Below are 20,754 nucleotides of genomic sequence, written 5' to 3'. Positions count from 1 at the left end.
GATGAAATATGTTGATTGGTATATGTGTTTGTAAATAATTATTAATTAGCTTTTTAGAAAAAATTCTTTATAGCTTCCGAGAAAATCTACTTCTACATTCAGAGCTTTTAATTCTTCAAGTGCATTTTGATAAAGTGCCGATTCCCAGCTTCCGGCTACATTGATGAAGAAAAAATAATTTCCGAGTCCTGTTTTCAGGGTTCTGGATTCTATTTTGCTGAGGTTCATCTTTCGCCATGCAAAAACCGACAGGACCTGATGAAGTCCTCCCGCATGATCTTCAGGCAGGGTGATCAGCAGACCGGATTTTTCTCCCAAAACTTCCAGATTCTCATTACTGTAAGCAGTGTGTTTTTTCGAAATGATAATGAATCTTGTATGATTCTGCTCAAAATCCTGAATATTTCGATGGATAATCTTCAACCCGTACAAATTTGCCGCAAACTGATTAGCCACAGCCGCCAGATTCCTGTTCATGTTTTCAGAAACGTGTTTTGCTGCTGCTGCGGTAGAAGAAAAATCCTGTTTAGGAACATTTTTGAACTTCGAATCCAGAAAATGAAAGCTTTGTGCTAAAGCCTGCGGATGAGAATATATTTTTTCAATATTTCCTTCATCACAGTTTGGGTGTATCATAAGATGATGTGTGATGGGCATTACTGCTTCGGCTTCTACTGCTATAAAAGGCGTTTTATAAAGATAATCCAGCGTCATGGAAACCGTCCCTTCAATGGAATTTTCCAGAGGAACAACGGCTTTATCAACTTCTCCGTTTTCAACAGCAGTAAAACAGTCTAAAATATTGGCGTGTGGTAAAAGTTCTTCATTGGGAAAAAGCTGGGTAGCAGCAAGCTGGGTAAAACTTGCCTGCGGTCCCAAAAATGCGATCTTCATTATATCTCTGTTATTATTATTTAAATATAGCGAAATTTATAAAACTCCGCTAAAACCTGTATTCTAAAAATAGCTTTGTAAACTAATGTTTTGTTCTATGTTTTTATTAAAATTATTCCTTCCAGTTTTCTTCAATCAGTTTCAAAAGATAATCCGGACATTTTACAACTTTATTGGTTTTGGCATCCAGAAAGAAAAGGGTAGTGGAAGCTTCTGTAATCTTTATATTTTCTTCGTTGAAAATTTCATATTCAAATTCAATTCTCACTCCCGGAATTTTTTTTACATAGGTATGAATTTCTAATTTTTCGTCATAAAAAGCAGGCCGTAAATACTTAATTTTATACTCGGAAACAGGCAGCCAAATTCCTTGATTTTCAATCTCATTATACGACATTCCTATGCTCCGGAAAAGCTCCACTCTGCCAATTTCCAGATACTCTGCATAGTTGCCGTAATAAACGTATTTCATGGGGTCTGTTTCTCCGTAACGCACTCTTAATGAGTGTTTTGTGTGTATCATTTTAAGCTTCTTTATATACATACAAATATATTTTTAAATAATCAATATCCACAATATTTTTTTTTAAAATAAAAAAATTAGACCTTTGTCGTCCTTCCAAAAATTACTAACAACTAAGAATTAATCGGGGCATCAATTATGGATGAAAATTTAATGATGATATGGCAGAAGTGCCTTCAGTTCATGCGCGATAATCTCAACGCAGCTGAAGATAATTCTGATCTTAAAAAACTTGAAAAATCTTTCGATTTGCTATTCGATAAGGTTCAGCCAATTTCATTGGTTGAGAATAATCTTACGCTTATGGTTCCGAGTGATTTTTACAAGGAATATATTGAGGACAATTACCTGTCCCTGCTTTCTGCTGCCCTGAAGAAAAATATAGGAAAAGGAGTGAAATTATGGTATTCTGTAATGGAAAACAAACCTGCCGGTTTGGAAAGACCCGTTACCATGAATATAAAAGGTAAATCTGTACCGACTCCGAAAGTGCAGGAAACTATGCCTCAGGGATTTTCTGCCAATATCGTGAATCCGTTTGTGGTTCCGGGAATCAGAAAGGTAAATATTGATTCCAACTTAAAATCTGACTTCTCTTTCGATAATTATGTAGAAGGAGAGAGCAACAAATTTGCAGCTACGGTTGCAAGATCTATCGCTAAAAGACCGGGAGCAACAGCTTTTAACCCATTATTTTTATACGGAGGTTATGGTGTGGGCAAAACACACTTAGGACAGGCTGTAGGACTGGAAGTAAAAAATCAGTTTCCGGATAAAGTCGTTTTATATCTGTCTTCCGAAAAATTCATTCAGCAGTTTATTTCGGCGGCAAAAGCACATAAGCAGACCGAGTTTGCGAATTTCTACCAGATGGTTGATGTTTTAATCATTGATGATATTCAGTTTCTTTCCGGAAAATCTGCAACACAGGACAGTTTCTTCCATATTTTCGATCATTTGCATCAGAACGGAAAACAGATCATCCTTACTTCAGATAAAGCTCCTGCAGATATTCTGGATATTCAGGACAGGATTGTTTCCCGATTCAAATGGGGACTTTCCGCAGAGATCAAATCTCCGGATATTTCAACAAGAAAACAGATCATCATCGATAAACTAAGCAGAGACGGCATCATTCTTCCGGATGATATGCTGGATTTCCTTGCTGCGGAAGCAAAAACAAACGTAAGAGAGCTTATCGGAATCATCAATTCGGTTATTGCATACTCTACCATTTATAAGCAGGATCTTAGCTTAACTTTACTGAAGGATACCATTAATAAAATTGCATCCAACCAGAAAAAGGTCATCAATATTCCTTATATTCAGGAAGTGGTTTGCGATTATTTCGGGATCAAAAAAGAGCAGCTTTTATCCAAAACTAGAAAAAGAGAAATTGCGCTTCCAAGACAATTGGCGATGTATTTTTCTAAAGAGTTAACCAATGCTACCTTTACCAAAATCGGGGAAGAAATGGGCGGAAAAGACCACTCTACAGTAATGTACGCTTGTGATACCATTAAAGATGTTTCCAAGATCGACAAAGAGGTTAAAAAGTATGTGAAGGAGTTGGGAGAAAGAATTAAACAGTAAAAAATAATTTAATTTAAATAAAGAAAATGGAGAATAATTTTATTCTTCATTTTTTATTTAGTTTTGTTACCTGAAACATTAAAACCTGAGACTGAGATGAAAATATTAATGGTTTGTCTGGGAAATATTTGCAGAAGTCCTTTAGCAGAAGGGATCATGAAAGCAAAAGCTCCTGAAAATTTTGTAATAGATTCTGCCGGAACTATTTCTATGCACGAAGGAAATCATCCCGACAAAAGAGCCATTAAAACCGCTTCAAACCACGGAATTGATATTTCAAAACAGAAATCAAGACCGATAACACTGTCGGATTTTGAAAAATTTGATAAAATCTACTGCATGGATGTGGATGTTTTGGCTGATGTTATTTCCAAAGCTAAAAATGAAGAACAGCGACGGAAAGTATCTTTATTTCTTGAGGTTTTAGGCGATCATGAAAATGCTGAAGTTCCCGATCCGTATTGGGTAGATCTGAATGAATTTGAAGAGGTCTATCAGCTTTTAGATCGTGGTTGTGATGCTATACTAAATAAAATTTAAAACAAATATGAAAAAATTTTTAATTCTTTTTCTTTTTTATAGCAGTTTTGCTTTCGCTCAGACAAAAGATGAAATCGCCATCCGTACCATGATGGATGATTTTATGAACTGCATTAAAACCAGAGATGAAGCAAAATTTGTCTCGCTTTTTCAGGATCCGGTTCTCTGGACTGGAGTGTATACAGATCGTACTTACAAAAAAGTTGTGACAGAATATCCCGAAGAAAAAATTTATTTTACAGATAATTATAAAGCCTTCATTAAAAGTTTTAAGGACAATAAATCGGAAGAAAAATTCGACAACGTAAAAATTATTCAGGACGGATCGATTGCTTCCGCTAATTTCGATTACAGTTTCTGGCATGACGGTAAAATGCTGAACTGGGGTAAAGAAATCTGGACTTTAATGAAAACCGACGGAAAATGGAAAATTACTTCCGTTTCTTTTTCCATGGATCTTACAAAATATTACCCACAACCTTCTTTAAAAGAAAGAATAAAAAAATAAAATCATGCTTTTTTTACTTCCTGCTTATCTTTCGGAAAATACCTCTATCACGCATTTTTCACCAGTAATTAAAGAGTATATCATGCAGACCGATTACTTCTTCGTGGAAAATGAAAAAACCGCCAGAAAAGTGGTTAAATTTTTCGCTCCCGAAAAAAAACAGTCGGAGCTGAAACTTTTTTTGCTGGATAAATACACAGAAAACGCAGATATTAAAGAAGCGCAGCAACTGATGTTAAAAGGTCAGGATTTTGGCTTGCTTTCTGAAGCGGGACTTCCGTGCATTGCAGATCCGGGAAATCTGATGGTGAAATGGTGTCATGAGAAAAACATCCGTGTTATCCCGATTTCAGGGCCTTCATCGATTATTTTAGCACTAATTTCCAGTGGCTTTAACGGACAGGAATTCACCTTCAACGGCTATCTTCCGATTGATAAAAGTGAAAAGAAAAAGCAGATTCTTCAACTCGAAAGTCTGGTTCAGAAGACAGGATATTCGCAGATTTTTATGGAAACCCCTTACAGAAATAACGCACTTTTTGAAGATCTTACGAAATTTTTATCACTAAACACAAAATTGTGCATCGCAGCCAATATCAACGATCCTGAACAGGAATTTATTAAAACCAAAACCATAAAAGAGTGGCAGAAGCAAAAACCGGAACTCCATAAAATTCCGGCGGTGTTTGTTTTGGGAAAATAGAGAAGGTTTTTACAATCTCCCGCAGATTTTTTGCAGATTGCTTATATAAAAAAGATGTTTTCGTCAAGCTCAGAATAAACTTTGGGTTTATCATGACATCTCTAATACTAACTTTTATTTTTTAGCGGTGTCAGACTGAGCTTGTCGAAGTCATTGTAATAATCTGATATTGAAAACATCTTTATCATTTGCTTTTCTTCCTGTTTATCCATTTTCTCCAAAGAAATACAACCACAGGAATCAGCAGAAAGAAAGTCCAAAGCGAAATAACTCCTAAAAGAAAAGCCACAAAACTGTTCCAGCCTTCCGTTACCGAATCTCCGAAACGGCTTCCGAAACCAACCTTCGAAGTGGCGGAAGTTCTTACTTTTTCTTTGTATAAACTCAGATTTAAAGTGCTGTAATTCACGCGGTCGTCTATAAAACGAAGTCTGCCTTCCGAAACATCAATTTCATCTTCCAGCTCACGGATGTTTTCCTGAATTTCCAAAATGTCTTTCGTTGTTTTGGCACTTTTCAGCATATCTCTGTATTTCTCGAGATAAATTTTTTTATTGGTAAGCTTGATGGAAACATCAGTATATTCTTCCGTTACATCATCAGAAGAGATATTTTTAGACAAAACTGAACCTACACCATCTGAAAAGGAATTCACCAAAGCATCAAAATTCTGATGAGGAACTCTGATGGTTAAATCGATATTTTCATGGGTATCATTATTCTGAAATTCTTCTTTCTGAATGTAAGCTTTATTACTCTTTACAATGACAGAAGCCTGATCCTGAGCTTTTTTAATGTCTCCGACCTGAATTCTCAGATCGCCGTTTTTGATGATTTTTTTGGAAATAGCAGTGGTCTGTTCACTTATCGTCTTTTCTGATGGAAACCTTATGGATGCATCGACTACGGGAGATTTTAATGCTACAGCAGAAGAGTCTATTGCAATCAATTTATCTTCCTCAGCAACATTAACCAAATTTGCATTTAAAGAGTGGGCTTCACTTTTTTTACAATGGATAAGGATTAAACAGAATAAAGGCAGAAGTAATTTTTTCATGAATAAAAGTTTCGGGAACATCATCAAAAATCATGCTTAAAATTATTTTTTAAAGAATGAATTTCTAATGAATATTTAAAATAATTGAAGATAATTTATGAATTTCTATTTTTAGCCTGATCACAAATGAAAGATTGAATTTATTTTATATTTTTAATGAATGAAAAAGAGTCTTTTAGCCATAATTTTTTTACCATTTCTGATGTTTTGTCAGGAAATTCCGAAACTTACTGATGAAATGGCAGTGAGGTTATCTGAAAAGCCGCTTCATTGCATCAATCAGGAGTATCCGAACAAAACGGCGCATATCATCAATAACGAAAAAGAAGTTCCTTTAAGTCCTAAAGATCTTCATCCCAGTTTTTATGGCTGTTTTGACTGGCACAGTTCTGTTCACGGACACTGGATGCTGCTTCGGCTGCTGAAGACAAAACCCGGTCTTTCCGTGGCAAAAGACATTGAAAACATTCTCGACAATTCATTTAAAAAAGAAAATCTACAGACTGAAGCCAATTATTTCACCAAATATCAGCTAACCGGAACATTCGAAAGAACGTACGGATGGGCATGGTTGCTAAAATTAGACGAAGAACTGGCAACATGGAATCATCCGAAAGCAAAAATATGGCATGAGAATCTGAAACCTCTTACTGATAAAATTCTAGCTTCTTGGAAGACTTTTTTGCCTAAACAAACCTATCCTAACAGAACGGGAGTTCATCCAAATACCGCTTTTGCAATGGTTTTTGCACTCGATTGGGCAAGAGCGACCGGAGATAAGGATTTTGAAAATCAACTCATTGAAAAAGCAAAATATTTTTATCTGAACAATACCAAAACGCCCGCTTATCTCGAGCCGGACGGATCGGATTTCTTTTCGCCAAGTCTGGAAATTGCAGATCTGATGCGACGTGTTTTACCCCAAAAAGAATTTGTCGTGTGGTTAAATAATTTCTATGAAAAGCGAAGTCTGGAAAATATTGAAAAAATTCCGGTGGTGAGTGATCTTTCAGATTATCAGACGGTTCATTTGGTTGGTTTATCTTTTTCAAAAGCTTGGTGTATGAAAGGAATCGCTAAATCGCTTCCTTTAAATCATCCTTTGAAACAGAAATTTGAGAAAACAGCCAATGTATTTTTAAACAACGGATTGCCATTGCTTTTTCAGGGAAATTACGGGGGAGATCATTGGTTGGCAAGTTTTGCCGTTTATGCTCTGGAAGATTAATCAGGCTGGAAGTTTGATGCCGGAAGAGGGAAGCTGTATAGTCTGAGAATCAACTTCCATCTTCAATCATCCGTTTCAGTTATCGATCATCAATTATCATTCACTATTCATCAATCATCAATCATCAATCATCAATCATCATTCATTAAGATTAATATCTGATTCCCAGTTTTTTAAGAATAAAACTCAAAAGCCAGATCGGTCCTACCAAGAGAAACTGTAAATCTTTCAGGAAAGAAGGTTTTTTGCCTTCAATCTTGTGTCCTACAAACTGAAAAATCCACGTTACTATAAAAACAGTGAGGTAAACCATCCATGATTTTTCTTCAAAACGGATATTGATTCCATAAGCGAAACTTTCCATTAAAATCATTACAAAAAACATGATCAGACCGATTAAAAAAGAAAGTCTGGTATAAAAAATGGTTACCAAAGCAATGGCTGCAAAGCTCACATAGCTTATTTCTCCGATATACCTGAAGCCAATTGATTTTGAAGGAATGATAGAAATAAAACCTAAAATTGTCCAGAAAATTAAAGGAACACAGATCCAGTGGATCAGCTTATTGGTCGAGTTTCTGTGGCTTTCGGCGTATTCTGCAAACAGTAAATCAATTTTTCTCATATCATTAATTTGGAAAACACTAAAATAATAAATTTTTGTGATCGCTCAAGAGATTGCTTACATTTGTACTATGTCTGTCTTAGAAAAATTCGGGGTTGAAATCTTTACGCAACATAATATTTTCGAGAGAATTTCTGTCGATAAACCATTCCGTCCTGATAATCCGGCGTTTATCTTTGTGAAAACAGGAAGCATTAAGCTGAAACAGCACTTCCGCGATCTTGAGCTTTCTGCCAATATGTTTATGGTGACAGATCCTCAGACGGTGTACGAAATGATCTCCATCAGCGATGATTTTCAATCGAGAATGGTTTCGTACAAGCGTGAATTTATTTCGGCTTTATCTTTGAAATTCAACAGATTAATTACGTACCGTTATTTCAGACAGCAGATGAACATCGGTGTTCCTTTCGAGCCGGATGAATTGGAAGTGGTCTGGAAAAGTGTAAATTTCCTGAAATACATTCTCGATTCTGAGACAGAAATGACCTACAAGAAAGAAATTGTTGAACATCTTTTTTCCGTTTTCTGTTATCAGATGGCGGGAATTATTTCCAAGGAAGACAGCAATTCCATGAGCCAGATGTCCAGACAGGAAGAAATTGTTTTTATTTTCCTGAATGATCTCGCGCAACATCACACCCACGAGCGAAGCGTGGAGTTCTATGCGCAGCGTCAGTCGATTACAACCAGACATCTTTCGGCGGTGGTGAAAGACATCACAGGAAAGTCGGCAAGCCAGATTATTTCACTGATTGTGATGAACGAAGCAAAAGTGCTACTGAACTCTTCAAATAAGCCGGTTTCGGAGATTTCCGGTATTCTCGGGTTTAGTGATCCTTATTCTTTTTCGCACTTTTTTAAAAAACATCTGGGCGAAAGTCCTTCCCAGTACAGAAATCAGTTCGAAAACTAAAATCTTACATTTGAACATCTTTTTCCAATTCTTAAACATTTGTTTGAGTTTGTTGCTGCCGTACCTTTGTATCCGTAAAACAAGGTAAAATGGTTAAGAATATAAAAACAGCGCTATCACTCGTGATAGCCTTATTTCCTGCGCTGTTTTTTTCACAGGAAATAAAACAGCTCACTGCAGACGAAGTTGCCGAACTCGCGGTGCAGAATCATCAGCAACTGAAAGTTTCGGCACAGAATATCGACATTGCCAGACAGAATACGGAAGTGGTAAAACTACAGAAACTGCCGAACATTACGGCTTCTACCAGTCAGTTCTACTTAGGCGATGCCGTTGCGATTGACAAAGATTTCTCCAATTCCACAAATGTTCCGATGCCGCACTACGGAAGTTCGTATGCGGTTCAGGCAACCCAGCTTATTTTTAAAGGTGGATTGGTGAACAAGTCTATTGAAATGGCGGGACTTCGTGAGCAGCTTTCCAAACTGGATCTGGAAAAGAACAAACAGGACGTGAAACTTCTGGTCATTTCAAATTATCTGGATATTTATAAAATTTTAAATCAGGAAGCAGTTTTTCAGAACAATAAAAAACTGGCTCAGGAAAGAATGAAAAATATTCAGAAATTTTATCAGCAGGGAATGGTGACGAGAAACGAGGTCATTCGTGGTGAACTGGCAATTAAAAATTTAGATCAGGGTATTTTAACGTTAAAAAACAATAAAAAAATTCTGAATTATAATTTAAGTATTGCTTTAGGATTACCCACTGATACGGAAATAGTTCCTGTAGAAAGTTTGCAGAACAAAGAATCGGGAATCGGGATCGAATATTATGTAAATCTTGCTCATGATAGCAATCCTTTGCTGAAATCTGCGAAAACAAATATTGATGTTGCCGATAAAAATATTGAAATTATTAAAACCGACAGAATGCCTACAATTTCAGGTTTTGGAGGGTATTCTTTACAAAGACCGATCACTACAAGAAATCCTGTTTTGGATATGTATTCCGGTGGTTGGCAAACTGGGATTTCATTAAGTTACAATATTGATAATCTTTTTAAAACCAAAGAAAAAGTGAAGCTGGGAGAACTGCAGAAAACGCAGGCGAATGATGCGATGACTTTAACGCAGCAGAATATTGATATGGCTGTAAATGCGGCATATACCAAATATCAGGAATCTATTCAGCAGGCGGAAATTTTAAATGATGCTAAAAAATTAGCAGAAGAAAACTATAAAATTACGGAAGCTAAATATCTGAATCAGTTGGCGGTACAGGCAGAAATGATCGACGCGCAGAACCAGAAATTACAGTCGGAGCTTGATTATGCGAATGGAGAAATCAATGTGCTGTATCAGTATTATAATCTTTTAAAATCTACCGGAACACTTTAATATTTAAAATTTGAAAAACAAAATGGAAAACAAGGAACAAAATACACAAAATACAACTCAGGCTTCTGCCAGTTCAGGAGCTGCAGCCAATAAGAAAGAACGAAAGAAAAACAGAATCAAAGCTGTCATTTCCAACATCGTGGTTTTTGCCGTGATTGGTTTTGGATTGTACTGGCTGATTGCCCAATATTTTCACATCGGTGATAAAACTTATACGGAAGCGGCTCAGGTAGAGGAATTTATCAATCCTATCAACACAAGAGTTTCAGCTTACATCAAAGAAATAAAATTCACTGAGCATCAAAAGGTTAAAAAAGGAGATACGCTTGTTGTACTGGATGACCGCGAAATTTTAACCCAGATCGGACAGGCGGAAGCTGCGTATCAGAATGCTTTGGCGCAAAGAGCGGCAACAAGTTCATCGGTGAATACGGTTTCCAATAACGTGAACGTAATGGAATCTAATATTGCCGGAGCAAAAGCAAGACTCTGGAATGCAGAGCAGAATTTAAACCGTTACAAAAATCTTCTGGCTTCCGAGGCGGTGACGAGACAGCAGTACGATCAGGTAAAAACGGAGTATGATGCACAGAAAGCAGCGTATCAGACTTTAATCAACCAGAAACAGTCGGCGAATCTTTCAACTGTGGAAGTGAAAAGCAAATTCGGGATCATTGATGCGGAAATTAAACGAACAAAATCTGCGCTGGACATGGCGAAAATTAATCTTTCGTACACGGTAATTACCGCGCCTTATGACGGAGTGATGGGAAGAAGAACGATTTCTGAAGGACAGTTGATTCAGCCGGGACAACAGGTTGCGACGATTGTTTTGAACGGTCAAAAGTGGGTAACTGCGAATTTTCTGGAAAGTCAGATGCCGAATGTAAAAACAGGAGAAAAAATGATGATGACAGCCGATGCATTGGGCGGAAAACAATTTGAAGGAGTGGTTACAGCAATTTCTGCGGCTACAGGTTCAAGATATTCTAATATTCCGACGGATAATTCTACCGGAAATTTCATTAAAGTTCAGCAGAGAATTCCTGTAAGAATTGAGTTTACGCCTTCCAATAAAGAAGAAGATATCGAAAAGCTGAGTGCAGGAATGAATATGAATATTGTGATTAAAAAATAAGAAGGGCAGAAAGAGGGATGAGGACAACCGAGGTTAGTGTATTTGTAAAATCTTCCGTCTTCAGACTATTAGCCTTCAAATCAAATTTTAAGATATGTACAACAAAGGATTATACCGGGATTGGGTACCGAAACCTGTTCAGCTTTTACTGATCGTTCTTTTACTGGCAATCGTAATGCCTTTGGGCGGTGTTTACACAGGAAACATCAGTTATATGGTAGGCGGAACCGGTGCGCTTTCGGAAAATTATATTTTTGCGAATTATGCTTCCACGATCGGGATGGGAGCGGCAATGCCGATTGTTCTTAGACTGAAAATGCGGTTTAAGATCAGGGATAAAATTACGGTTGTTCTGGTTCTTTTGGGAATTTTAAATTACATCAATGCAACTACACTTCAGCCTTCTGTAATCATAGGAAGTTCTCTTCTGATCGGTTTCTTTAAAATGATTGTTGCGATCGAATTATTTTTACCCGTTATGGCAATGATCGGAAACCGTGGTGTTTTTTACGGTATTTTTTATTCTTTTATTCTGATTATGAACCAGATTGCGGGATATTATGCCGTAGAAGTTTCTGTTTTGTATAACTGGCAGCAGTTTTTCGTGCTGATTTCGATTTTGTGTTTCGGACTGGCTGTTTTGCAGTGGATTTTTATGCACGATCAATATTTTGCGCTGAAAGTTCCGCTTCATTATATTGACTGGCTGAGTATTGTGCTTTTTGTGGCAACATTTTTGTTTTCGGCGTATGTTTTTGCTTTCGGAAAACAGCAGGACTGGCTGAATTCTAAAAATATCATCAATGCATCAATTGGCGCTTTTGTAAGTTTTGCGCTTTTGGTGACCAGACAGACGCATCTGAAAAGACCTTACTTATCTTTTAAGGTTTTTTCAAAAAGTAATGTTCTTCATGGTTTGTTTATGCTTCTTTGTCTGGGAATGTTTATGGCAACGGCAACGTTACAGAATATTTTTGCCGTGGGAGTTTTGGGGTACGACCAATTAACCAATGCGAAGCTGAATCTTCTGATGATTCCCGGAATTGTAGCTGCCGGAATTGTGGCGATTATCTGGTTTAAAAGAGACAAACCTGTGAAAATGTATATTTTTTCCGGATTTGCAGCGATGTTGGGATATGCAATTATTATGTATTTTTCTATGGTTTTGGAGTTTAATTATGACAACTGGTATCTTCCTTTATTCCTGAAAGGTTTTGGGATGACGGTACTTTTTATTTCCGTTTGGTATTACACGCTGGATAAGCTTGAACTTGATGATATGATGGCTGCCATCGGATTGGCTTTGGTCTGGAGAACTTTTCTTACGATCGGTTTCTTTTCGGCGGTATTTTCATGGTTTCAGTACCGTTTTCAGGTGGAAAGTTTAGGGAATCTGGCGGTTTATATGGATGGATTAACGGTGAGTTCACAAAGTGTGGCTGCCAATCTGAAAGGTATTCAGCTCAATGCCATTATTGCTGCCAATAAAAAGATTTTCGGATATATCGTTATTGCAGGTTTCGGAATTTTAGGATATATTCTTACGCATCATTTTGGAAGAGAGCGTTTTGTATCGACAAGATTTATAAAAGTGTTAAGCGGAAAATCTGTAATTGCCAGAAGAAGACTTTTGGAAAGAAAAAGATTATCCGAAGAAATAAAAGACGCAGCAGGTCCTGCGATGTAAAGAACCTTGTTTTTCATTTACTGAGTCAAAGCTCCATTTTAATTGTAAAGTGGGGCTTTGCGTTTTTAGAATGAAACTTGTTTAAACTAATTCCAGAATAATCAAAGTGCTCAAAAGAATAAAAATCAAAGATTTTTAAAAACTATTGTGACCTTTTTCATCAACTTGAAATAAAAAATTAGTAGATCTTTTGCACCTTTTTCGGTTAAATAAAAGTTTAAACAGACTTGTAGTTAAGCACGTTTTTCACAACAGATGTTCATTTAAAAATTTCAAAAAACTTATCTTTGCATCAATATATTAAGCTATGAAAGATTTAATGGGGAAAGCCATTTGGGATTTTTATCACAACGAAAATCCTGAAGATCTGCAGACCGAAACTTCCATTTCCGAACTGGATGAACTTCCTGTAAAATATCTGTTCCGCGATTTTGACGGAATGAATGCAATCGAGCAAAAAGCCCTGCAGCTTGCGAAAGGAAAAACGTTAGACATTGGAGCAGGAGCAGGTTCTCATGCTTTGTATCTTCAGAATGAAAAAAATATGGATGTTACCGCATTGGATATTTCTCCGAAATCTATTGAAGTCTGCCAATTGCGCGGAATAAAGAAAGCCGTTGCTGAAAATATGCTTCATTTTTCCAGAGAAACGTTTGAAACGATCATTCTATTGATGAACGGAACGGGAATTTTCCAAAGTCTTCATGTCATTGATATTTATCTTAAAAAACTTCATTCGCTTCTGAATCCGAACGGACAAATTTTAATCGACAGTACGGATATTCTGTATATGTTTGACGAAGATGAGGATGGCGGAGTTTATATTCCTGCGGAAGGATATTACGGCGAACTGGATTATATTGTTCATTATAAAGGAGAATCTGAAGATCCGATAAAATGGCTGTATCTGGATTTCAATACCTTAAAAAATGCAGCCGAGAATAATGGTTTTAAAATAGAAAAAGTGTTGCAGGAAGAGGATTCTTATTTAGCTAAACTGACTAAAAAATAATTAGTTTTTGTCATTGTGAGAGCAAAGCGACGAAGCAATCTCAAACTTAAAAAATAACATTCAGACTTAACTTTTCTTAAAGCCTTAACAGAATCTTAATGGTTAAAATTTGAAACATTAAGATTTATTTATATTGTTAAGATTAATAAAAGATTGTTTCGTCGCTTTGCTCCCCGCAATGACAAATAAAAAATCCACATGATTTTTAGTTCATGTGGATTTATTTTTTATCTCGATATCGGATTATCCGATCTCAATACCGTTTTCAACATTGCTGTCATCCGGCGTTACGAAAGATAATTTTCCGTCCGGTTTTGTAGTTAAAAGCAACATTCCCTGAGATTCAATTCCTCTGATTTTTCTTGGGGCAAGATTCAATAAAATCATAACCTGCTTTCCAACAACTTCTTCCGGCGTGAAGCTCTCTGCAATCCCTGAAACAACGGTTCTTACGTCCACTCCTGTATCAACAGTTAGTTTCAGTAATTTATCTGCTTTCTCAACTTTTTCAGCTTCTACAATAGTGGCCGTTCTTAAGTCGATTTTCATAAAATCATCAAAAGTGATTTCTTGTTTCATAGGTTTTGCGTTAGGATTTGTTTTTTTATTGTTTTGCTTGGTGTCTTCCAATTTCTGGATTTGAGCTTCAATAACATTATCTTCAATTTTTGAGAAAAGAAGAGATGCTTCGTTGATTTTATGACCTGTTTCAATTAAAACAGATTTAGTTTCAATAGTATTCCAATCAGATTTTTTAACATTAAACATATTCAATAATTTCTCAGAGCTGAAAGGCATAAACGGTTCACACAATTGCGCTAAAGCAACTGCAATCTGAGCTCCTACAAATAAAGAATGTGCCGCTTTTTCAGGGTTATCTTTTATTGTTTTCCATGGCTCTTCTGTCTGAAGATACTGGTTTCCGAAACGTGCCAAATTCATTAAAGCTGTTAAAGAATTTCTGAATTCATAGTTTTCTAAAAATCCTGAAATTTCTTTTGCTGATTTGTTAATTTCTTTTAGCTCTGGAGTGTTTACATCACCTTGAGGAACAAACCCATCATAATATTTATGAATTAACACAGCAACTCTGTTGATGAAATTTCCGAAAATTCCAACCAATTCAGAATTATTTTTCGTTTGAAAATCCTTCCACGTAAAATTGTTATCTTTTGTTTCAGGAGCCGATGAAAGCAGGGCATATCTTAATACGTCCTGTTGTCCCGGGAAATCTTCCACATATTCGTGCGCCCAAACCGCCCAGTTTCTTGAGGTGGAAATTTTATCATTCTCAAGATTAAGGAATTCAAAAGCAGGAACATTTTTAGGCATGATATAATCTCCGTGAGCCTTCATCATCGCCGGAAAAATAATGCAGTGGAATACAATATTATCCTTTCCGATGAAGTGAACCAAATCACTTTCTTCGCTTTGCCAGTAATCTTTCCAGTTTTTTCCGTTTTTCTCCGCCCATTCTTTCGTGAAAGAGATATATCCGATGGGCGCATCGAACCAAACATACAATACCTTTCCTTCTGCATTCGGGAGCGGAACCGGAACACCCCAGTTCAGATCTCTGGTCATGGCGCGAGGTTTTAGCCCATCATTTAACCATGATTTCACCTGTCCGTAAACATTCGGCTTCCAGTCGTCTTTATGACCTTCAATAATCCATTCATTCAGGAAATCCTCATATTCATTTAATGGTAAGTACCAGTTTTTTGTGTCTTTCAGAATAGGAACGTTTCCGCTTAACATGGATTTCGGATTAATCAGTTCCGAGGGTGAAAGGGTAGTACCGCATTTTTCACACTGGTCTCCGTAAGCATTCTCGTTACCGCAATTCGGGCAGGTTCCTACAATATATCGGTCTGCTAAAAATTCTCCTGCCTGTTTGTCGAAATACTGCTCAGACATCTCTTCGGTAAACTTTCCTTTTTCGTAAAGCACTTTAAAGAAGTCCTGACTTGTTTCGTAGTGTTTTGGAGAGGTTGTTCTGGAGTATTCGTCAAAAGAAATCCCCAAATCCGAAAAAGATTTTTTAATGATTTCGTGGTATTTGTCTACAATATCCTGTGGCGTTACGCCTTCTTTTTTTGCTCTTATGGTAATAGGAATTCCATGCTCATCGCTTCCGCAGATAAACGCTACATCTTTCCCTAATCTTCTCTGAAATCTCGCATATACATCAGCAGGAATATAGACACCTGCTAAATGTCCTATATGAACCGGTCCGTTTGCATAAGGCAAAGCTGCCGTAATCATCTTTCTGTTTGACATTTATAGTAAAGTTTTAAGCTACAAAGATAATGATTATCCGTGAAAATCGAATATTCTACGGATTTTGAAGACTAGTGAGTGTTTACGAGGGTTGAAATATTATATTTAGTTAAACTAATGTTTAACTTTTTGTGAATTTAGGAACTATATTATGCGTTGCATATTTTAGTATAGTATTTTGATATCTAGTAATTTAAGTTAAAAAGATCGTTTAATATACATAAATTTATGTTAATTTTAAATAAAATTATGATAATTATAATTTTTTTATAAATTGCAACACGAGCAGCAATGCTTATTTAACAAGAACGAAACTATATAAAAGAAATTATTGTGAAAAACTTTACAACGGTATTAAAAATTGCACCTGCATTTTTATTAGCAAGTACAATGATTCATGCTCAAACGAAAGACTCTGCTACGAAAGAAAAAAAGATAGAAGAAGTTGTTTTAATTGGGTATGGTAAACAGAAGAAAACTGATCTTACGGGAGCCATAACTTCTGTTACAGCGAAAGATTTTAATGGAGGAGCCACTTCTCCGGGACAGCTTATCCAAGGCAAAACGCCGGGTGTTCAAATTACAAGTAATAGTGGAGCTCCAGGTGCAGGAACGTCAATTCGTGTACGTGGTATTTCCTCATTAACAGGTAATAATACTCCTTTGATTGTTATTGATGGTGTACCACAGGATTTTGTTGGAATAAGTGGGGCTTCTGATCCTTTATCCTTAATAAATCCAAATGATATTCAGAGCTTTGATATTTTAAAAGATGCGTCTTCTACTGCAATTTATGGTAACAGAGCTTCGAATGGTGTTATTTTAATTACAACAAAGCAAGGTTCTGCAGGAAAATTAAAAATTAACTTCTCAACTCTTGCTTCTGTATCTGAAAAGATGGGGAATGTAGACGTTTTAGATGCAGATTCTTTCAGAAATTTTGTCAATACTTATGCTCCTAATAGTTATAAAGCCAGATTAGGTAATGCAAATACAAACTGGCAGGATCAGATATACAGACAAGGATGGGGGACAGATAATAATCTTTCTCTTACAGGAGGAATTAAGGGATTGCCTTATCGTTTATCTGTCGGTTACAATGAACAAAATGGTATTGTAAGAACAAATTCATTTAGAAGAACATCATTAGGAATAAATTTAAATCCTAAATTCCTTGATAATCATTTGACGGTAAATGTAAATGCAAAAGGGACATTTACAGATAATCAATTTCCTGCGGGAGGAATAATTGGAGATGCAACTTATTTTGACCCAACTCAGCCTGTTTATTCTGGCAATTCTAATTATGGAGGCTATTATGAATGGTTGTTAAATGGTGCTTTGAATGTAAACGGAACTCCAAATCCTTTAGCAAAACTTGAAGCAACAAGGGATATATCGTCTGTTGTCAGAGGTTTAGGAAATATTCAGCTTGACTATAAGTTACATTTTCTACCAGATTTGCACTTTAATGTAAATGCAGGATATGATTATAGCAAAAGTAATGGCTCAACTACAGTAAGTCCATTATATAAGGTAGGTTTTGCTAATAAAGGCTCTTACAGAGAATATAGTCAGGAGAAAAAGAACAGCTTATTGGAAACTTTTCTGAGCTATACTAAAAATATTACCGCTATAGATACTAATGTGGATATTGTTGGTGGATATTCTTATCAGGATTTTAGAAATTATGTGCCTTTTGCGCCAACGTTTACTGGTGCAAATCCTCCAACAGTAGGAAATAACTATGAAGACAGAAAAGTGCTCGTCTCTTTTTATGGTCGTGGAATTTTTACTATTGCTAATAAGTATATTATCTCGGCTTCTGTGAGAAGGGATGGTTCTTCAAGATTTTATAATGGATCAACAGACAATCTTTGGGGTGTTTTTCCGGGAGTTTCTGTAGCGTGGAAAATTAATGAAGAAGGTTTCTTAAAAAATATTTCTTCGATTTCTAATTTAAAACTAAGAGCGGGATGGGGTAAAACTGGTAATCAGGAAATCACAGGTGGTACATATCCTGCATATGCCGCATATAATCCTAGCCAAAGTGGAGCATCTTATCAATTTGGGAATCAATATTACTTCATGTACAGACCTAATATTTATAATCCAAATTTAAAATGGGAAACTACAACTACAAAAAGCTTAGGTTTAGATTTTGGCTTTGTAAAAAATAGAATATATGGTTCTTTTGATGTATATCAGAAGAAAACAGAAGATCTGATTTTGGATTCTCCTATCGCAGCAGGAGATTTAAGTAATCACAATATTCTGAATGTTGGAAATATGGAGACAAAGGGTATTGAAGGTTCAATAACTTTTGTTCCGGTAAAAACGGAGAAAACAACTTGGGAATTTTCTTTTAATGCAACCCATTATGATTCAAAAATTACAAAACTGGTAAATGGTGCTGATGATAGTTTTAATTTGGCAGTAGGTGGAATTACAGGAGGGGTTGGAAATACCATTCAAGCACACGCTGTAGGTTATCAGCCATACTCTTTTTATGTATATCAGCAGGTTTATGATAATAATGGTAAACCTTTAGATGGTGTGTATGTAGACAGAAATGGTGATGGTATTGTTAACGCAAAAGATATGTATTACTACAAATCAACACAACCTGATGCCATTTTAGGATTTAATACAAAACTAACACATAATAATTGGGATTTTGGTTTTAGTGCGAGAGCTGTTTTAGGAAATTATGTTTACAATAATGCTGCATCTAACAGTTCATTGCAGTCTGCTGCAACTAATGATTACTTACAAAATGTATATTCTACAACTCCGGATTATAAATTCTCTTTACCTAGATACCTTTCAGATATTTTTATTGAGAATGCTTCCTTCTTCAGATTGGATAATGTAAATATTGGATACAATTTTAAAGATTTTATGTACAAAGGAAGTAATTTAAGAGTATATGGGATGGCACAAAATGTTTTTGTAATCACTAAATATTCTGGTGTAGACCCTGAAATTTTTGGAGGGATAGACAATGGTTATTATCAGATGCCAAAAGTATATTCATTGGGACTTAACTTTCAATTTTAATAAGTATGAAAAAGATAAAATTTAATAAAATAAATACAGCAGTAGTTCTTTTAGGTCTACTTACTACGACTTCTTGTGTTAATGATCTTGAACAATCACCTATTACCGATGTAACTTCTGTAAGTGTATTCAAAGATTTTGCAAATTATCCTAATGCGCTTGCAAAAGTATATGGTGGATTTGCAAATGGAGGGCAGGAATCAGGTGGAGGAAATGCCGATATTAATGGTATTGATGGAAACTTTTCTCAATATACCAGACAGCTTTTTACGATGCAAAATCTACCAACAGATGAAGCTGTTATTGCTTGGAACGATGGTACGTTACAAACAATTCATAAGATGACTTGGGATTCACAAAATGAATTTATAAGCGCTTTATATTATAGAATTTATACAGAAATAGCATTTTGCAATGAATTTTTGAGAAATGTTACTGATGAAAAATTAGCTTCAAATAATATTACGGGAGCTAATCTTACGGAAGCAAAATATATGAGAGCTGAAGTACGTTATCTTAGAGCATTATCATATTATCATGCACTTGATTTATTTGGTAATGTTCCATTTGTAAAAGAAGATTACCTACCTGGATCAGTAAGTCCACCACCAAGAATTACAAGAGCAGAACTTTTCAATTTTGTAGAATCTGAATTAAAAGATGTAGAAGGCCAGCTTAAAGATCCAAAAACAAATGCATATGCCAGAGCTGATAAAGCGGCTGCTTGGTCTTTGTTAGCAAGATTATATTTAAATTCTGGAGTTTATAACGGATCAAATCATTATACAGATTGCATTACTTACTGTAATAAAGTTATTCAGGCTGGATATTCTTTAAAAACCAAATACGGAGATTTATTTTTAGCGGATAATGACAAAAATAATCCTGAAGTAATTTTACCTATTGCATTCGACGGACAGAGAATTCAAACGTATGGAGGAACTACTTATATGGTACATGCTGCAGTAGGAGGTAGTATGCCTGCCTCACAGTTTGGAATCAATGGCGGTTGGGGAGGTCTTAGAACTACAAAGGCTTTCGTAAATTTATTTGCTGGTAACAGTTCCGATCAAAGAGGTAATTTTTATACAAACGGTCAAAACCTGGAAATTAATGATCTGGGAACCTTTACAGACGGATATGGTTTTATTAAATATAAAAATGTGACTAGTAGTGGTGTTGCAGGATCTGATAATGCAGGTAACTTTGTAGATTCAGATATTGCAGTTTTTAGATTAGCAGATATTTATCTAATGTATGCGGAAGCAACATTAAGAGGTGGTTCTGGCGGAAATCTTACTACGGCAATTGGATATGTTAATGCACTTAGAACCAGAGCAGGAGCAAGCACTGTAGGATCTATCAATACAGATTATATACTTGATGAAAGAGGTAGAGAGCTTTCTTGGGAATTTACCAGAAGAACAGACTTAATCAGATACGGTAAATTTACGACAGCTTCATATTTATGGCCTTGGAAAGGTGGGGTAAAAGATGGTAAAGCGGTAGAAGATTTTAGAAATCTTTATCCTATTCCGGCTAAAGATATTATCGCAAATCCTAATTTAATCCAAAACCCTGGATACTAAC

General features: G+C 35.9%; 17 protein-coding genes. 12 read left to right on the top strand and 5 right to left on the bottom strand.

Annotated elements, in window-relative coordinates; genetic code table 11:
* Nucleotides 1-45: 45 nt before the first annotated feature.
* Together pheA and WFH39_RS08495 are read right to left on the bottom strand one after the other, a co-directional pair.
* Nucleotides 46-894, bottom strand: a complete 849-nt coding sequence (gene pheA, locus WFH39_RS08500; protein WP_336689575.1) for a prephenate dehydratase — start codon at nucleotides 892-894, stop codon at nucleotides 46-48.
* A 112-nt stretch (nucleotides 895-1,006) separates the two neighbouring features.
* Nucleotides 1,007-1,417 (bottom strand): acyl-CoA thioesterase, encoded by a 411-nt coding sequence (locus WFH39_RS08495; protein WP_235131169.1) that lies wholly within the window; start codon nucleotides 1,415-1,417, stop codon nucleotides 1,007-1,009.
* Nucleotides 1,418-1,555: 138 nt separating this feature from the next.
* Between WFH39_RS08495 and dnaA the strand changes: the two genes are divergently transcribed.
* The 4 genes from dnaA to WFH39_RS08475 all read left to right on the top strand — a co-directional run bounded on the left by dnaA (nucleotide 1,556) and on the right by WFH39_RS08475 (nucleotide 4,761).
* Nucleotides 1,556-3,010 (top strand): chromosomal replication initiator protein DnaA, encoded by a 1,455-nt coding sequence (dnaA, locus tag WFH39_RS08490; RefSeq protein WP_336689574.1) that lies wholly within the window; start codon nucleotides 1,556-1,558, stop codon nucleotides 3,008-3,010.
* A 96-nt stretch (nucleotides 3,011-3,106) separates the two neighbouring features.
* Nucleotides 3,107-3,550 (top strand): low molecular weight protein-tyrosine-phosphatase, encoded by a 444-nt coding sequence (locus WFH39_RS08485; protein WP_336689573.1) that lies wholly within the window; start codon nucleotides 3,107-3,109, stop codon nucleotides 3,548-3,550.
* 7 nt (nucleotides 3,551-3,557) lie between these two features.
* Complete coding sequence (locus tag WFH39_RS08480) at nucleotides 3,558-4,058, top strand: nuclear transport factor 2 family protein (protein ID WP_336689572.1); 501 nt, start codon at nucleotides 3,558-3,560, stop codon at nucleotides 4,056-4,058.
* Between the two features lie 4 nt (nucleotides 4,059-4,062).
* The gene (locus tag WFH39_RS08475; RefSeq protein ID WP_336689571.1) at nucleotides 4,063-4,761 is read left to right on the top strand and encodes an SAM-dependent methyltransferase; all 699 of its coding nucleotides are present in this window, start codon (nucleotides 4,063-4,065) and stop codon (nucleotides 4,759-4,761) included.
* Between the two features lie 184 nt (nucleotides 4,762-4,945).
* On the opposite strand, the gene WFH39_RS08470 is transcribed toward WFH39_RS08475, so the two are convergent.
* The gene (locus WFH39_RS08470) at nucleotides 4,946-5,818 is read right to left on the bottom strand and encodes a DUF4349 domain-containing protein (RefSeq protein ID WP_336689570.1); all 873 of its coding nucleotides are present in this window, start codon (nucleotides 5,816-5,818) and stop codon (nucleotides 4,946-4,948) included.
* 160 nt (nucleotides 5,819-5,978) lie between these two features.
* Here WFH39_RS08470 and WFH39_RS08465 point away from each other — a divergent pair, with 160 nt between their 5' ends.
* Nucleotides 5,979-7,046 (top strand): DUF2891 domain-containing protein, encoded by a 1,068-nt coding sequence (locus WFH39_RS08465; protein WP_336689569.1) that lies wholly within the window; start codon nucleotides 5,979-5,981, stop codon nucleotides 7,044-7,046.
* A 151-nt stretch (nucleotides 7,047-7,197) separates the two neighbouring features.
* Here the strand turns inward: WFH39_RS08465 and WFH39_RS08460 are convergent, their stop codons facing one another.
* Nucleotides 7,198-7,671, bottom strand: coding sequence for an Mpo1 family 2-hydroxy fatty acid dioxygenase (locus WFH39_RS08460; protein ID WP_336689568.1), 474 nt, complete (start codon nucleotides 7,669-7,671; stop codon nucleotides 7,198-7,200).
* A 70-nt stretch (nucleotides 7,672-7,741) separates the two neighbouring features.
* On the opposite strand from WFH39_RS08460, the gene WFH39_RS08455 reads away from it, so the two are divergent.
* The 5 genes from WFH39_RS08455 (at nucleotide 7,742) to WFH39_RS08435 (ending at nucleotide 13,824) form a co-directional block, all read left to right on the top strand.
* The gene (locus WFH39_RS08455) at nucleotides 7,742-8,587 is read left to right on the top strand and encodes a helix-turn-helix domain-containing protein (protein ID WP_076393421.1); all 846 of its coding nucleotides are present in this window, start codon (nucleotides 7,742-7,744) and stop codon (nucleotides 8,585-8,587) included.
* Nucleotides 8,588-8,676: 89 nt separating this feature from the next.
* Complete coding sequence (locus tag WFH39_RS08450) at nucleotides 8,677-9,987, top strand: TolC family protein (protein ID WP_336689567.1); 1,311 nt, start codon at nucleotides 8,677-8,679, stop codon at nucleotides 9,985-9,987.
* A 22-nt stretch (nucleotides 9,988-10,009) separates the two neighbouring features.
* Nucleotides 10,010-11,125 carry an HlyD family secretion protein gene (locus WFH39_RS08445; RefSeq protein ID WP_336689566.1) on the top strand — a complete coding sequence of 372 codons (1,116 nt, stop codon included), beginning with the start codon at nucleotides 10,010-10,012 and terminating at the stop codon, nucleotides 11,123-11,125.
* A 94-nt stretch (nucleotides 11,126-11,219) separates the two neighbouring features.
* A complete protein-coding gene (locus WFH39_RS08440) occupies nucleotides 11,220-12,812 on the top strand; it encodes an MFS transporter (protein ID WP_336689565.1) in 1,593 nt (530 codons plus the stop codon).
* 307 nt (nucleotides 12,813-13,119) lie between these two features.
* Nucleotides 13,120-13,824, top strand: a complete 705-nt coding sequence (locus WFH39_RS08435; RefSeq protein ID WP_336689564.1) for a class I SAM-dependent methyltransferase — start codon at nucleotides 13,120-13,122, stop codon at nucleotides 13,822-13,824.
* A 243-nt stretch (nucleotides 13,825-14,067) separates the two neighbouring features.
* Here WFH39_RS08435 and metG read toward each other — a convergent pair whose 3' ends face one another.
* Nucleotides 14,068-16,104 carry a methionine--tRNA ligase gene (gene metG / locus WFH39_RS08430; RefSeq protein WP_336689563.1) on the bottom strand — a complete coding sequence of 679 codons (2,037 nt, stop codon included), beginning with the start codon at nucleotides 16,102-16,104 and terminating at the stop codon, nucleotides 14,068-14,070.
* 333 nt (nucleotides 16,105-16,437) lie between these two features.
* Here metG and WFH39_RS08425 point away from each other — a divergent pair, with 333 nt between their 5' ends.
* Together WFH39_RS08425 and WFH39_RS08420 are read left to right on the top strand one after the other, a co-directional pair.
* Nucleotides 16,438-19,164, top strand: a complete 2,727-nt coding sequence (locus WFH39_RS08425) for a SusC/RagA family TonB-linked outer membrane protein (protein WP_336689562.1) — start codon at nucleotides 16,438-16,440, stop codon at nucleotides 19,162-19,164.
* 5 nt (nucleotides 19,165-19,169) lie between these two features.
* Entirely contained in the window at nucleotides 19,170-20,753 is a 1,584-nt protein-coding gene (locus WFH39_RS08420; RefSeq protein WP_336689561.1) for a RagB/SusD family nutrient uptake outer membrane protein, read from the top strand.
* The last annotated feature ends 1 nt before the right edge of the window (nucleotide 20,754 follow it).

This window comes from Chryseobacterium sp. MMO-72 (genome assembly GCF_037146035.1).
GTDB classification, from domain to species: Bacteria; Bacteroidota; Bacteroidia; order Flavobacteriales; family Weeksellaceae; genus Chryseobacterium; species Chryseobacterium indicum.
Note: the sequence above shows the minus strand (reverse complement) of the source record. Positions and strands in the feature narration are given on the sequence as shown.

Coding starts and splice junctions, on each gene's coding strand:
- WFH39_RS08440 (WP_336689565.1), top strand. CDS start 11,220: ATGTACAACAAAGGATTATACCGGGATTGGGTACCGAAACCTGTTCAG.
- metG (WP_336689563.1), bottom strand. CDS start 16,104: ATGTCAAACAGAAAGATGATTACGGCAGCTTTGCCTTATGCAAACGGA.
- WFH39_RS08470 (WP_336689570.1), bottom strand. CDS start 5,818: ATGAAAAAATTACTTCTGCCTTTATTCTGTTTAATCCTTATCCATTGT.
- dnaA (WP_336689574.1), top strand. CDS start 1,556: ATGGATGAAAATTTAATGATGATATGGCAGAAGTGCCTTCAGTTCATG.
- WFH39_RS08465 (WP_336689569.1), top strand. CDS start 5,979: ATGAAAAAGAGTCTTTTAGCCATAATTTTTTTACCATTTCTGATGTTT.
- WFH39_RS08475 (WP_336689571.1), top strand. CDS start 4,063: ATGCTTTTTTTACTTCCTGCTTATCTTTCGGAAAATACCTCTATCACG.
- WFH39_RS08435 (WP_336689564.1), top strand. CDS start 13,120: ATGAAAGATTTAATGGGGAAAGCCATTTGGGATTTTTATCACAACGAA.
- WFH39_RS08455 (WP_076393421.1), top strand. CDS start 7,742: ATGTCTGTCTTAGAAAAATTCGGGGTTGAAATCTTTACGCAACATAAT.
- WFH39_RS08450 (WP_336689567.1), top strand. CDS start 8,677: ATGGTTAAGAATATAAAAACAGCGCTATCACTCGTGATAGCCTTATTT.
- WFH39_RS08460 (WP_336689568.1), bottom strand. CDS start 7,671: ATGAGAAAAATTGATTTACTGTTTGCAGAATACGCCGAAAGCCACAGA.
- pheA (WP_336689575.1), bottom strand. CDS start 894: ATGAAGATCGCATTTTTGGGACCGCAGGCAAGTTTTACCCAGCTTGCT.
- WFH39_RS08495 (WP_235131169.1), bottom strand. CDS start 1,417: ATGATACACACAAAACACTCATTAAGAGTGCGTTACGGAGAAACAGAC.
- WFH39_RS08445 (WP_336689566.1), top strand. CDS start 10,010: ATGGAAAACAAGGAACAAAATACACAAAATACAACTCAGGCTTCTGCC.
- WFH39_RS08480 (WP_336689572.1), top strand. CDS start 3,558: ATGAAAAAATTTTTAATTCTTTTTCTTTTTTATAGCAGTTTTGCTTTC.
- WFH39_RS08420 (WP_336689561.1), top strand. CDS start 19,170: ATGAAAAAGATAAAATTTAATAAAATAAATACAGCAGTAGTTCTTTTA.
- WFH39_RS08485 (WP_336689573.1), top strand. CDS start 3,107: ATGAAAATATTAATGGTTTGTCTGGGAAATATTTGCAGAAGTCCTTTA.